We start from the raw sequence: 13,563 nt of genomic DNA, 5'->3' as shown, positions 1-13,563 counted from the left end.
CGACCGACCTGCCACCCGTTCAGAATAGAATGCCTTCGGTCCAAACGTAAAGGGCTGGCGAAACATCCGCGGCAGCCAAGTGTCGACCGGTCAACGGGCTATTTCGTCTTCGGCCGTTATCGCTGGCCGACATCCAGTGGAAAACCTTTGAAAGGTTTGATTTCCTTGAGCACGAACGTCGTCTGCATCTCCTTGATGCGCGGCAAGCGGCGAACGACCGCCATGGCGAAATCCGCATAGCTATCGAGGTCCGCGGCAACGACCTGCAGCAGGAAATCCGCGTCTCCGGCGATGCTGTAGCACGCCACGACTTCGCTCAGCTTCAGGACGTCGCGCGAGAATTCTTCGGCTTCAGCCTCGCTGTGGCTGTCGATCTTCACTCTGATGAAAGCCAGAACGCCGAGGCCGATCTGGCGCCTGTCGAGGGTTGCCGTATAGCTCTGGATGACTCCGGTTTCTTCCAGTTGGCGCACACGCCGCCAGCACGGAGAGGTGGAGAGCCCAACTTCTGAGGAAAGCGCCTGATTGGTCAGGCGTCCGTCTTTCTGGAGTGCTTCGAGGATTCTCAGGTCGATCGACTCAAGGGCGGAGGGCATATGTCACCTTGTTATGCGTCCACATTGGTAGTGTCTACCATATACGGCCAAATATCAGCAATAAAAGGTATGTTTCTCCGCGGCGCCGAAGATATTCTTTTTGGCGACGTCGACACCAAGAAATAGGCTCTCCATGTTTCCCGATATCCGCCTCGCCATCGTCATCAATCCGGATCTGCCGCTCGGGCTGATCGCCAATACCGCCGGCGCCATCGCGATTGGGCTGGGCGCGCGATTTCCCACGCTTGCGGCGCGGCAACTGATCGACAGCGAAGGGCGGGCCATCGACATCAGTTCGAACGTGCCGGTTCCGATGCTGCAGGCGGATACCGACACCATGCGATCGCTGCTGCTGAAGGCATTGCCAACGCAGGGCGAGCGGGCAGTCGTCGCCTTTCCCGCCTTTGCGCGCTCGCTGCACGATTACAGGGAGTATGAGGCAACCTTTCCAGACCGCGACCTCAAAATGGAAGCGATCGACGGTCTCGGAATAGCGGGTCCAGCGAAATGGGTGAAATCGCTGACGGGCTCGCTGAAGCTGTTGCGCTGACGCAGCAAAGAAAAAAGGCCGGCTTACGGAGATAGAGAGTTCCGCGTAGCCGGCCGAGCAAGGACTGAAGAAGAAGGGACGATACACTTCAGTCATCGGACAGTGAATGCATCCGATGGTTCCATTGATAATGCGGCTAGCCTGAACAGGTGCCGAACCGGGCGTTCATCTGCGGTTCACGCGGCTTTCCGTGTGAAATTCGCGGGAACCATTGGGGTCTTGAACTCCTGAAAAGCGATCCCCATCTCCATTCTGCGGGTGCCAAACGGGCTCGCGTAACCGTCCCGAGGCCGCCCAGAGTGGGGTCGTGGGGCAAAAACTGAATCGCAATCGTCGCTCACAGGAGGACATTATGCGTCACGTAGACTTCTCTCCCCTTTACCGTTCCACCGTCGGTTTCGACCGCCTCTTCACCATGCTCGACAGCCTTGCCCAGCCGGATCAGGCCCAGACCTATCCGCCCTACAACATCGAGCGGACCGGTGAGAACACCTATCGCATCACCATGGCCGTCGCCGGTTTCGATGAAAAGGAACTGAGTATCGAGACCCATGCCCATGTTCTCCAGGTCAAGGGTGAAAAGAGCGCCGAGCCGACCGAGGCCAGCGAGTATCTCTATCGCGGTATCGCCAAGCGCGCTTTCGAGCGTCGTTTCCAGCTCGCCGACCATGTCGAGGTCCAGGCAGCTTCGCTGAAGAATGGTCTGCTGCACATCGATCTGTTGCGCAACATTCCGGAAGCCATGAAGCCCCGCCGCATCTCCATCGCGGCCGAGCCGGTCGATACGCCGAAGGCCATCGAGGCCCACATCAACTAACGGCCTTCGACAGATAGCCGAAGACCGATCCTCCCAAGGTCATAAAAACAAGGCGGCGCTCCGTTGGGGCGCCGCCTCTTTGTTTTGGCAATGTTTAAAAGGCAGCTACGCCGCGTGCGTGGCGCTATTCGCTTTGGCTTCGGCCTTTGCTGCTTCCCGCTTCTTGGCGGCATCGGCATATTTTTGGGCGATGACGGCACAGGCCATGAGCTGGATCTGATGGAACAGCATCAGCGGCAGGACGATGGCGCCGATGCCCTGACCGGCGAAAATGACGTTGGCCATCGGCACGCCGCTTGCCAGGGACTTCTTCGAGCCGCAGAAGGTGATGGTGATCTCGTCGGCCTTGGAGAAGCCGAGTGCGCGGCTGCCGAACATGGTAATGCAGAGCACTACCGCCAGAAGCACCATATTGGCGATGATGACCGTGATGATGTCCACCAGCGAGAAGGTATGCCAGAGACCCTCGGCGACGGCCTCGCTGAAGGCCGAATAGACGACCATCAGGATCGAACCGCGATCGACCGGCATCAGGATCTTCTTCTTCGAGCGTATCCAGTTGCCGATCCACGGCTGCAGGATCTGGCCGGCGATGAAGGGCGCCAGCAGTTGCAGCATGATCTGCTCCAATACGTCCCAGGAGAATCCACCGCCATGGCCGCCGACGGAGAAGAGCACGCCCACGAGCAGGGGCGTCAGGAACATGCCGAAAATGTTAGAGGCCGAAGCGGCGCAGATCGCGGCCGGCACATTGCCGCCGCCAATCGAGGTGAAGGCAATCGACGACTGCACCGTCGAGGGGAGCACGCTCAGGAACAGAATGCCGGTGTAAAGCGCCTGCGGCAGGATGGTCGGAACCAGCACGCCCATGGCGAGCGCCAGAAGCGGGAAAATGCCGAATGTGGTCAGCAGGATGACCATGTGCAGCCGCCAATGCAGCATGCCGGCGATAACGACATCACGCGACAGACGCGCACCGTGCAGGAAGAACAGCAAGCCGATGGCGAAATTGGTGGCAATGCTGAAATAGTGAGCGCTCGTCCCGTGCACGGGGAAGAAGGATGCTGTGATCACAGTGAGCACGAGCAGCATCGTGAAGGTGTCTGGAAGAAAGCGGCGCATGTGCCAATCCAATCGCAATTACAAGCCGTAACATTAATCCTTGCACATAGACCTATCGTGATCCACGATGCAAGGAATAACAGTTATCGTGGAGCGGGATGAACAATGCTCGATCTCATACAGCTACGCAGTTTCGTCGCCGTTGAGCAGATGGGCAGTTTCACGCTCGCTGCCGAGCGGCTCGGCCTCGGTCAGTCCACGGTCAGCCAGCATATCCAGCGGCTGGAGATCACACTCGGCCGCAAGCTGCTGGCGCGCGATACGCATCGGGTGGTGCTGACCGGCGACGGCGAGGCATTGCTTGGCCATGCCCGGCAGATGCTGTCGATCGAAGGGGAGGTGCAGCAGCTTTTCGCCGGCAACAGCCTGCGCGGCAATCTACGCCTCGGCGTCTCAGAGGATTTCGTTACCAGCCAGTTGCCGGACGTGCTCGAAGAATTCGTCCGCTCGCATCCTTCCGTTGATCTCGAATTGACGGTCGCCCTTAGCGGTACCCTGTATGAGATGCAGGACAATGGCGACCTCGACCTCGTGCTTGCCAAACGCCGTCTCGGGGATGTCAGGGGAACGCTGGTCTATCGCGAGCCGCTGGTCTGGCTGGCGCGCGACCCGGAGCGCATTCGCGCCCTTGCGGGGCCTCTGCCGTTGATCGCCTTTCCTGCCCCGAGCGTTACCCGCGCCGTGGCCCTTGAAGCCCTACGCCGTCAGCAGGTGCCCTGGCGAATCGTCTGTACCTGCGGCAGCCTTAGCGGCCTGACGGCGGCGGCCCGTGCCGGCATGGGCGTCCTCGTTCAACCGCGCAGCATGGCGCCGACAGGGCTGTCGGAAATTGCACCTGGCTGGCTGCCGGCATTGGAGGATGTCGAATTCGTCCTAGTGCCGCGCAAAGGGGCGGACAGATTGCTGGTCAGCGCGTTGTCGGAGGATATTTTGGCGAAGGTCAGAGGGTTGACGTCCAGCTAAAGCAACGGGGCAGGAAAATCCAGATCCAGAAATCCGTTTTGAATCATAGGTATACACTTAAGGAGGCTATCGGATTTCCTTTGCCGGCTTCCGTCTCTCTTTTGGCGTGTCCCGTCCTTTTAACTCGCCCCTTCAGGTTTGCGTCAGTTTCCGTTAGTATCATCGAAATAACTAAACGAGCTGAGTCGAGGAAAATCAGCCCGATGAAATATGGTGCAATGTTTATTTGCGGCTTGATCGCCTGTGTGATGGCGATGACAGCCATAACCCGCCACATGCCAGGTCGATCTGGTCAAGAGGTTTCACGCTCCGCCCTATTTATGCACCAAACGGAAAACTAGCCCTCCAAATGAGGAGTTGAGCGCCGCGTATGTCCCAATCGGGCCATTACGGCGCTCCTTTTTATCCGAAAATCAGGCGAGGCAAGCCAGGAAGCCGGTGACATCGTCATCGGTCGTGGCAAAGCTGGTGACAAGGCGGATCAGGGTCTCGTTCTCGCTCACCAGATCGGGCTGCGATTCCGGGATCGGCCATTCGTAGAACTTTGCACCCTTGTCCTCGGCGGTCTTGGCAGCCGATTTCGAAATGATCGCAAAGACTTCGTTCGATGCCGTCGGCCAGGCCAGGTGCGCGGTAGCGGCCTGCTCGATGCCGGCGCGCAGGCGATCGGCCATGTGGTTGGAATGGCGGGCAAGGTCGAGCCAGAGACCACCTTCGAAATAGCCATCGAACTGGGCAGCAATGAAGCGCGACTTGGAGAAAAGCTGGGCGGCGCGTTTACGGATGAAATGCATTTCCTTCGCCTGCGCCGGATTGAAGAAGACGATCGCCTCCGCACACCAGCAGCCGTTCTTGGTGCCGCCGAAGGAAAGAATGTCGACGCCGCGCTTCCAGGTCATTTCCGCCGGGCTGACGCCAAGTGCGACCAGCGCATTGGCGAAGCGGGCGCCATCCATATGCAACGGCAGGCCGTTTGCCTTGCTGATCGAGGCGATAGCGTCGATTTCAGCGAGCGAATAGACCGTGCCGATTTCCGTCGCCTGGGTGATGGTCACCGCCGCCGCGCGGCCGTGATGCACGGCGTCCTGCGGGAAGCGGGCAACCTTGGTGGCGAGCGCCTTCGGGTCGATCTTGCCGGCAGCGCCATCCACCGTCGCCAGCCGCGCGCCGCTGAAAAAATCCGGCGCGCCGCACTCGTCCTCGGCCACATGCGCCTCTGCGTGACAGAAGCTGATGCCGCCGGGCTTCTGGACGCTGGCGAGCGACAGGGAATTCGCGGCTGTGCCGGTCGCAACGAAAAAGACGGCTACTTCACGCTCGAAGATTTCGGCGAACTTGGCTTCGACCTTCCGGTCGAGATCGCTCGTGCCGTAGGCTGCGGCAAAACCGCCGGATTCGGCGAGCAGACGTTCGGCGATCTTGGAATGGGCGCCGGCCCAATTATCGGAAGCAAAGAACATGGGTATGTACCAACTGAAACTATGGGATTTGTGGGAGGGTTAACTGAGGTCCGCCGGACATTAATCCAATGCCGCAGGGGATCAAGAGTGCTGTGCTGAAGGACCCATCACAGAAATTGATCTACGCAATCAACAAACAAAATGATGCGACGTGGCGAAACTTTCTTGCTCGAATTTCGAAGCATTGGCAATCTTCCGTCGTCCGTTAACGATATTTTGCCGTTTTGCTCTTGCGAAACCCATCGCTTTCTGGCATAGAGCTGATGAATTAGGACAGGGTTGCTGTCCTATTTTGGCCACCAAGGCCGAAGATGCGCTAGAGGGTCCTGACGATATCGGGATTTCGGGCTATAGTTATCGCGAGCACGCCATCGGGCTACCAGGTGGGGCGGCGGTCGAATAAGCAAGGCGCGGAACGCTGACGACGAGCTCCACCGAAGGGGCATGGTCTGCGGCCGATCTTCACAATGCAACAGCGCTGTCGCGCGTCGGACCCGATAATGGGACGGCGCGGGACGAAGGATCGCCCGCGACGCGGGCCTTACCGGAGGGAAGACGATGACGAACAGGACGACGTTCATGACTTTTGACCAGACCGCTGCAGCCAATGCTGCCGCTACGGCCAAAACGTCGAAACGCGCTGTCGGCATCCCGCTGAAACAGGGCCTCTACGATCCGCGCAACGAACATGATGCCTGCGGCGTCGGCTTTGTCGCGCATATGAAGGGTCAGAAGTCGCATCAGATCGTGCGGGATGGCCTATTCATCCTCGAAAACCTGACGCATCGCGGTGCTGTCGGTGCCGATCCGCTGATGGGCGATGGCGCCGGCATTCTCGTGCAGATTCCAGACCGTTTCTTCCGTGAGGAAATGGCCTTGCAGGGCGTTATCCTGCCGAAGGCAGGCGAATACGGCGTCGGTCATTTCTTCCTGCCGCGCGATGAGGCGCTGATCGAACACTTCAAGACCGCCATCAAGCAGGTAGTTGCCGAAGAAGGCCAGGTTCTGCTCGGCTTCCGCGACGTTCCGGTCGACAATTCTTCGCTGTCGAAGGCGCCTGACATTGCCGCCACTGAGCCGCATCATGTTCAGGTCTTCATCGGCGCCGGCCGAGATGCCGGCACCAACGAGGAGTTCGAGCGCCGCCTGTTCACCCTGCGCAAGGTGATCTCCAACCGCATCTATGCGGAATATGAGGGCGAAGAGAGCAACTTCTACCCGGTCTCGCTGTCGAGTTCGACCGTGGTCTACAAGGGCATGTTCCTCGCCTATCAGGTCGGCGCCTACTACAAGGACCTGTCCGATCCGCGTTTCGAATCGGCGGTTGCGCTCGTGCACCAGCGCTTTTCGACCAACACTTTCCCGTCATGGAAGCTGGCGCATCCCTACCGCATGGTTGCCCATAACGGCGAAATCAACACGCTGCGCGGCAACGTCAACTGGATGGCGGCGCGCCAGGCATCGGTATCTTCACCGCTGTTTGGCGACGACATCTCCAAGCTCTGGCCGATCTCCTACGAGGGACAGTCGGATACCGCCTGCTTCGACAACGCGCTCGAATTCCTCGTGCGCGGCGGCTATTCCATGGCGCATGCCGTGATGATGCTGATCCCCGAAGCCTGGGCCGGCAACCAGCTGATGGCGCCGGAACGCAAGGCGTTCTACGAGTACCATGCCGCCCTGATGGAGCCGTGGGATGGTCCGGCAGCTGTCGCCTTCACGGACGGCAAGCAGATCGGCGCGACGCTGGATCGCAACGGCCTGCGTCCGGCCCGCTATCTCGTCACCAACGACGATCGCGTCATCATGGCGTCCGAAGCTGGCGTTCTGCCGGTCGAGGAAGAAAAGATCATCCAGAAGTGGCGCCTGCAGCCGGGCAAGATGCTGCTCATCGATATGGAAAAGGGCCGGATCATCTCCGACGACGAGGTGAAGTCCGAGCTTGCTACCAAGCATCCTTACCGCAGCTGGCTCGACCGTACGCAGTTGATCCTCGAAGACTTGAAGCCGGTGGAACCGCGGGCGCTGCGTCGCGACGTGTCGCTGCTCGATCGCCAGCAGGCTTTCGGCTACACGCTGGAAGACACCAAGATCCTGATGTCGCCGATGGCAACGACGGGGCAGGAGGCGATTGGCTCCATGGGCACGGATACGCCGATCTCGGCCATGTCCGACAAACCGAAGCTACTCTACACCTATTTCAAGCAGAATTTCGCGCAGGTCACCAACCCGCCGATCGACCCGATCCGCGAGGAGCTGGTGATGAGCCTCGTCTCCTTCATCGGCCCGCGACCGAACCTGCTCGACCATACCGGCATGGCCAACGCCAAGCGCTTGGAAGTGCGCCAGCCGATCCTGACCAACGGGGATCTCGAAAAGATCCGCTCTATCGGTCACACGGAAGACCGCTTCGATACCAAGACGCTCGACTTCACCTATGATGTCGAACGTGGCGCCGAAGGCATGCCGGAAATGCTCGACCGTCTCTGCGAGCGCGCCGAAGCGGCCGTTCGCGGCGGCTACAACATCATCGTGCTCTCCGACCGCCAGATCGGGCCTGACCGCATCGCGATCCCGGCGCTGCTGGCGACCGCCGCCGTGCACCACCACCTGATCCGCAAGGGGCTGCGCACCTCGGTCGGTATCGTCGTCGAAACCGGCGAGCCGCGCGAAGTGCACCATTTCTGCCTGCTTGCCGGCTATGGCGCCGAGGCAATCAACCCCTATCTCGCCTTCGACACGCTGCTCGACATGCACCAGCGCGGCGAATTCCCGAAGGAAGTCGACGCGAGCGAAGTCGTCTACCGCTATATCAAGGCGGTCGGCAAAGGCATCCTCAAGGTCATGTCGAAGATGGGCATCTCGACCTATCAGTCCTATTGCGGCGCGCAGATCTTCGATGCGATCGGCTTGCAGCAGGAATTGGTCGATCAATATTTCTTCGGCACGGCGACGATGATCGAAGGCATCGGCCTCGAAACCATCGCCGAGGAAACCGTCGCCCGTCACAAGTCGGCCTTTGGCCGTGACCCGATCCTGGCGAGCACGCTCGACATCGGCGGCGAATATGCCTACCGCATGCGCGGCGAGAGCCACGCCTGGACGCCGGATGCCGTCGCCGCACTTCAACATGCCGTGCGCGGCAATGCCGTGGATCGCTATCGCGAATTCTCGGAGATGGTCAACCAGTCGGCGCTCCGGATGAACACCATCCGCGGCCTCTTCAAGATCAAGGGCGCGGAAACGCTCGGCCGCAAGCCGATTTCGGTCGACGAGGTCGAACCTGCCGCCGATATCGTCAAGCGCTTTTCGACGGGCGCCATGTCCTTCGGCTCGATCAGCCGCGAGGCGCATACGACGCTCGCCATCGCCATGAACCGGATCGGCGGCAAGTCGAACACCGGCGAGGGTGGCGAAGAGGCCGATCGTTACATGCCGCTGTTCGACGGCTCGCCGAATCCGGAACGCTCGGCGATCAAGCAGATCGCCTCCGGCCGCTTCGGCGTGACCGCCGAATATCTGGTCAATGCCGACGTGCTGCAGATCAAGGTGGCGCAGGGTGCCAAGCCCGGCGAAGGCGGGCAGCTGCCCGGCCATAAGGTCGACGCCACCGTCGCCAAGACCCGGCATTCGACGCCGGGCGTCGGTCTGATCTCGCCGCCGCCGCACCACGACATCTACTCGATCGAAGATCTGGCGCAGCTGATCTTCGACCTGAAAAACGTCAACCCGACCTCGGATGTCTCGGTCAAGCTCGTCTCGGAAGTCGGGGTCGGCACGGTCGCCGCCGGCGTCGCCAAGGCGCGCGCCGACCACATCACCGTTGCAGGCTTCGACGGCGGCACCGGCGCATCGCCGCTGACCTCACTGAAGCATGCCGGTTCGCCCTGGGAAATCGGCCTCGCCGAAACCCAGCAGACGCTGGTGCTGAACGGGTTGCGCTCGCGCGTCGCCCTGCAGGTGGACGGTGGTCTGAAGACCGGCCGCGACGTCATCGTCGGAGCGCTGCTTGGCGCAGACGAGTTCGGCTTCGCCACCGCGCCGCTGATCGCGGCCGGCTGCGTCATGATGCGCAAGTGCCACCTCAACACCTGTCCGGTCGGCGTCGCGACGCAGGACCCGGTTCTGCGCAAGCGCTTCAAGGGCACGCCGGAGCATGTCATCAACTACTTCTTCTTCGTGGCCGAGGAAGTGCGCGAAATCCTCGCCTCGCTTGGCGTTGCCAAGCTGGACGACATCATCGGCGCTTCGGAGTTGTTGGAGAAGGACGATATGCTCGCCCACTGGAAGGCCAAGGGTCTCGACTTCAGCCGCATCTTCCACAAGGTCGATGCGCCGAAGGAAGAGACCTATTGGACGACCGTGCAAAAGCACCCGATCGTCGATATTCTCGACCGTAAGCTGATCGAGAAGGCGGAGCCGGCGCTTGCCAGCAAGACGCCGGTTGCCCTCGACGTCGACATCAGGAACGTCGACCGTTCGGCCGGCGCTATGCTGTCCGGTGCCGTCGCGAAGCGTTACGGTCACCGCGGCCTGAAGGACGACACCATCCATGTCACGCTGAGAGGCACCGCCGGCCAGGCCTTCGGTGCGTTCCTGGCGCGCGGGATCACCTTCAATCTCGTCGGTGACGGCAACGACTATGTGGGCAAGGGGCTTTCGGGCGGCCGCATCATCGTCCGTCCGCCGGAAAACTCGCAGATATCGGCCGAACACTCGATCATCGTCGGCAACACCGTGCTCTACGGCGCGACCGAAGGCGAATGCTACTTCCGCGGTGTCGCCGGCGAGCGTTTCGCGGTGCGCAACTCCGGTGCGATCGCGATCGTCGAAGGCGTGGGTGACCATGGCTGCGAATACATGACCGGGGGTGTCGTCGTCGTGCTCGGCGAAACCGGCCGCAACTTCGCAGCCGGCATGTCGGGCGGCGTCGCTTATGTGCTCGACGAAAAGGGCGATTTCGCCCGCCGCTGCAACATGGCGATGGTCGAACTGGAGCCGGTTCCGGAAGAGGATGAATTGCTGGAGAAGCTGCATCATCACGGCGGCGACCTCATGCACAAGGGACGCGTCGACGTCTCAGGTGACATGACGCGCCACGATGAGGAGCGCCTCTATCAGCTGATTTCGAACCATTTCCACTACACCGGCTCGACACGGGCAAAGGAAATCCTCGATCACTGGGCCGACTACCGTCCGAAATTCCGCAAGGTCATGCCGGTCGAATACCGTCGTGCGCTGGAAGAGATGGAGCGGAGCCGGATGAGCGTGGCGGCGGAGTAATCCGCGGCGGCTTGTCTTCCATTCGAGGGTTTCGCGTCCGATTGCGATCGCCGGGGAGGCGATCGCAGCTGTCGAATAGCGGAATCGAATTTGAACTACAGTGCCGGACAAGGCAGCGGGATTTGCCTGCAGGCACAGGAGCCATCGGCTCCTCTACTAGAGTGAGGAAACGAAAGCATGGGCAAGGTAACAGGCTTCTTGGAAATCGACCGGCAGGTCGGCAAGTATCAGCCGGCGTCTGATCGCATCCGGCATTTCCGTGAATTCACGATCCCCATGTCGGACCAGGAAGTACAGAAACAGGCAGCACGCTGCATGGACTGTGGTATTCCCTATTGCCACGGCCCGACGGGCTGCCCGGTTCACAACCAGATTCCGGACTGGAACGACCTCGTCTATAACAACAATTGGGAAGAGGCGATCCGCAACCTGCATTCGACCAACAACTTCCCGGAATTTACCGGCCGTGTCTGCCCCGCGCCCTGCGAGGAAGCCTGCACATTAAACCTCGAGGACGCCCCGGTCGCGATCAAGACGGTGGAGCAGGCCATAGCCGACAAGGCTTATGAACTCGGCTTCATCCGCCCGGAACCGGCAACGGTCCATACGGGCAAGAAGGTCGCCGTCATCGGCTCCGGCCCCGCCGGCATGGCGGCGGCTCAGCAGCTTGGCCGTGCCGGCCATGAAGTCCACGTCTACGAGCGCGAGACGAAGCCCGGCGGGCTTCTGCGCTACGGTATACCGGACTTCAAGATGGAGAAGAACTTCATCGACCGCCGCGTCGAACAGATGAAGGGCGAGGGCGTTACCTTCCATTGCGGCGTCAATGTCGGCGTTGACGTCAAGGTCGAGCAGCTTTTGGCTGATTACGACGCGGTTCTCTATTGCGGCGGCTCGGAAACCCCGCGCGAGGCCGGCATTCCCGGCACCGGACTTGCCGGCGTCCATGACGCCATGCCCTATCTCGTGCAACAGAATCGCCGCATCGGCCGCGAAAACATCGATAGCATCGGCTGGCCGTCCGATCCGATCCTCGCTGGCGGCAAGCATATCGTTGTCGTCGGCGGCGGTGACACCGCGTCCGACTGTGTCGGTACCGCTTTCCGTCAGGGTGCCGTCAAGGTGACCCAACTCGACATCCGCCCGCAGCCGCCAGAAAAGGAAGACAAGCTCGCCGTCTGGCCCTTCTGGGCGACGAAGATGCGCACCTCCTCTTCGCAGGCCGAAGGCGCCGTGCGCGAATTCCAGGTCGCAACGCTGGAATTCATCGGCGAAGACGGTGTGTTGACGGGTGTGAAGTGCTGCGAAGTGGATGAGCGCCGCCAACCTATCGCCGGGACGGAATTCGTCATCCGCGCCGATCTCGCTTTCATCGCCATCGGCTTCCGCGGCCCCTTCACCGACAGCGTCTTGAAGGAGCTCGACGGCAAGCTGGCGGTCAACACCGACAGGCGCGGCTCGACTAATGTCGTTGCCGACGACAAGAGCTACAAGACCTCGGTCGACAAGCTCTGGACCGCCGGCGACGTCCGCCGCGGCCAGTCCCTGGTCGTCTGGGCCATCCGCGAAGGCCGCCAGGCCGCCCGCGCGATCGACGAGACCCTGATGGGCTCGACGGTATTGCCGCGGTAAGAGCGCCAGACTTTATCGAGTGAGGGAGGCTCTGCTTCGACGGAGCCCTTTCGTTTAGCGGTTCGTTGCGGCAGGAAGCAGAAAACGCCGGAGGAGGGTATCTCCGACGACCGGTTGCAGCATGGGATTGTCGTATAATCCTGCCAACACGACGGCCGTCATGTCCAAGCTCGGAATGACATAGAGTCTTTGTCCGCCCCAACCAACGGCGGCAGCCCAGCCAATCTCTTGCCGGTCAATCAGCGACCGTCCTAGCCACCACTGGAATCCATAGAAATACAGGCCTTCTCCCTGGATTTGCGGTGAGGTGGCCTGATCGATCCAGGCCGGTGAAAGGATCCTGGTGTTGTTCCAGCGGCCCCTATTCAACACCAACTGACCGATCTTGGCGACATCGCGGGGCCGCATGCGCAAGCCGGACGTCACATTAGGCGTTCCGTTCGGGTAGCGAACCCATTCCACGTCTTCGATGCCGAGGTGATCGAAGAGATATTCCTTCGCAAGCTGATCCGGCAGCCGACCCGATACTCTATGCAGAATGGCGCCGAGCAGAGCGGTTAAGCCTCCATTATAGGTATAGACAGCACCGGCCGGCCTGGCGACTGGTTGTTCGAGAACGTAGCGGTGTGGGTCGGCGGCTTCCATCATCCGGCGCTCGCTGTTGGCTGGATTGCTGTAGGGCAGATCCTCGCTCCAGGCTAAGCCGGCGGACATCGTAAGTAGGTGGCGGAGTGTGATTCTGTCCTTTTCCGGTGTCCGGAGATCGGCATGGTCAGGAAAGAAGGAGAAAACCGGCGTGTCGAGGTCGGTGATCCAGCCGCTTTCGATTGAGATGCCGACGAGCAGAGAGGTGACACTTTTGGTGATTGAGCGAAGATCGTGTCTAAGGCCTGCATGGTAGGCCACGCGGCCAAGCAGAGTCGCCCATGCCCTGTCCTCGCCGGCGAAATATCGCTCGTAGACCAGTTTGCCATGGCGGGCAATCACGATCGCATGGGCATTTGCCGCTGTCCATGCCTCGAAATGCGGGCCGATGCCTCGCAATCTGTCCGCGTCGAAACCGTGCTCCTCAGGGATGGATGACTCCCATCCGTCCGTTGATGCTTCCGGTAGATGAAGGTCTGCGTGCGATTGCAGCAT

10 protein-coding genes are annotated in these 13,563 nt (G+C 60.7%); 6 read left to right on the top strand and 4 right to left on the bottom strand.

The features are described 5' to 3' along the window. Positions 1 to 116: 116 nt before the first annotated feature. Positions 117 to 596 (bottom strand): Lrp/AsnC family transcriptional regulator, encoded by a 480-nt coding sequence (locus PY649_RS10345; RefSeq protein WP_285868239.1) that lies wholly within the window; start codon positions 594 to 596, stop codon positions 117 to 119. Between the two features lie 133 nt (positions 597 to 729). Here PY649_RS10345 and PY649_RS10340 point away from each other — a divergent pair, with 133 nt between their 5' ends. Further along, complete coding sequence (locus PY649_RS10340; protein ID WP_285868238.1) at positions 730 to 1,146, top strand: DUF2000 domain-containing protein; 417 nt, start codon at positions 730 to 732, stop codon at positions 1,144 to 1,146. A gap of 352 nt (positions 1,147 to 1,498) precedes the next feature. Beyond that, complete coding sequence (locus PY649_RS10335; RefSeq protein WP_285868237.1) at positions 1,499 to 1,963, top strand: Hsp20 family protein; 465 nt, start codon at positions 1,499 to 1,501, stop codon at positions 1,961 to 1,963. A gap of 105 nt (positions 1,964 to 2,068) precedes the next feature. On the opposite strand, the gene PY649_RS10330 is transcribed toward PY649_RS10335, so the two are convergent. Then, positions 2,069 to 3,085 carry a bile acid:sodium symporter family protein gene (locus PY649_RS10330; RefSeq protein WP_285868236.1) on the bottom strand — a complete coding sequence of 339 codons (1,017 nt, stop codon included), beginning with the start codon at positions 3,083 to 3,085 and terminating at the stop codon, positions 2,069 to 2,071. A gap of 105 nt (positions 3,086 to 3,190) precedes the next feature. Here PY649_RS10330 and PY649_RS10325 point away from each other — a divergent pair, with 105 nt between their 5' ends. Beyond that, complete coding sequence (locus PY649_RS10325) at positions 3,191 to 4,048, top strand: LysR substrate-binding domain-containing protein (protein ID WP_285868235.1); 858 nt, start codon at positions 3,191 to 3,193, stop codon at positions 4,046 to 4,048. Between the two features lie 413 nt (positions 4,049 to 4,461). On the opposite strand, the gene PY649_RS10320 is transcribed toward PY649_RS10325, so the two are convergent. Beyond that, complete coding sequence (locus PY649_RS10320) at positions 4,462 to 5,508, bottom strand: threonine aldolase family protein (RefSeq protein WP_285868234.1); 1,047 nt, start codon at positions 5,506 to 5,508, stop codon at positions 4,462 to 4,464. A 151-nt stretch (positions 5,509 to 5,659) separates the two neighbouring features. Here PY649_RS10320 and PY649_RS10315 point away from each other — a divergent pair, with 151 nt between their 5' ends. The 3 genes from PY649_RS10315 (at position 5,660) to PY649_RS10305 (ending at position 12,423) form a co-directional block, all read left to right on the top strand. Beyond that, a complete protein-coding gene (locus PY649_RS10315; protein WP_285868233.1) occupies positions 5,660 to 5,911 on the top strand; it encodes a hypothetical protein in 252 nt (83 codons plus the stop codon). A gap of 155 nt (positions 5,912 to 6,066) precedes the next feature. Next, entirely contained in the window at positions 6,067 to 10,791 is a 4,725-nt protein-coding gene (gltB, locus tag PY649_RS10310) for a glutamate synthase large subunit (protein WP_285868232.1), read from the top strand. 177 nt (positions 10,792 to 10,968) lie between these two features. Continuing rightward, on the top strand, positions 10,969 to 12,423 hold the full coding sequence (locus tag PY649_RS10305) for a glutamate synthase subunit beta (RefSeq protein ID WP_285868231.1): 1,455 nt from the start codon (positions 10,969 to 10,971) through the stop codon (positions 12,421 to 12,423). Positions 12,424 to 12,477: 54 nt separating this feature from the next. On the opposite strand, the gene PY649_RS10300 is transcribed toward PY649_RS10305, so the two are convergent. Beyond that, entirely contained in the window at positions 12,478 to 13,563 is a 1,086-nt protein-coding gene (locus PY649_RS10300; RefSeq protein ID WP_285868230.1) for a serine hydrolase domain-containing protein, read from the bottom strand.

Origin of the sequence: Rhizobium mayense, from assembly GCF_030272705.1 — a bacterium.
Taxonomy (GTDB): domain Bacteria; phylum Pseudomonadota; class Alphaproteobacteria; order Rhizobiales; family Rhizobiaceae; genus Rhizobium; species Rhizobium mayense.
This window is presented reverse-complemented; position numbering and strand designations above follow the sequence as displayed.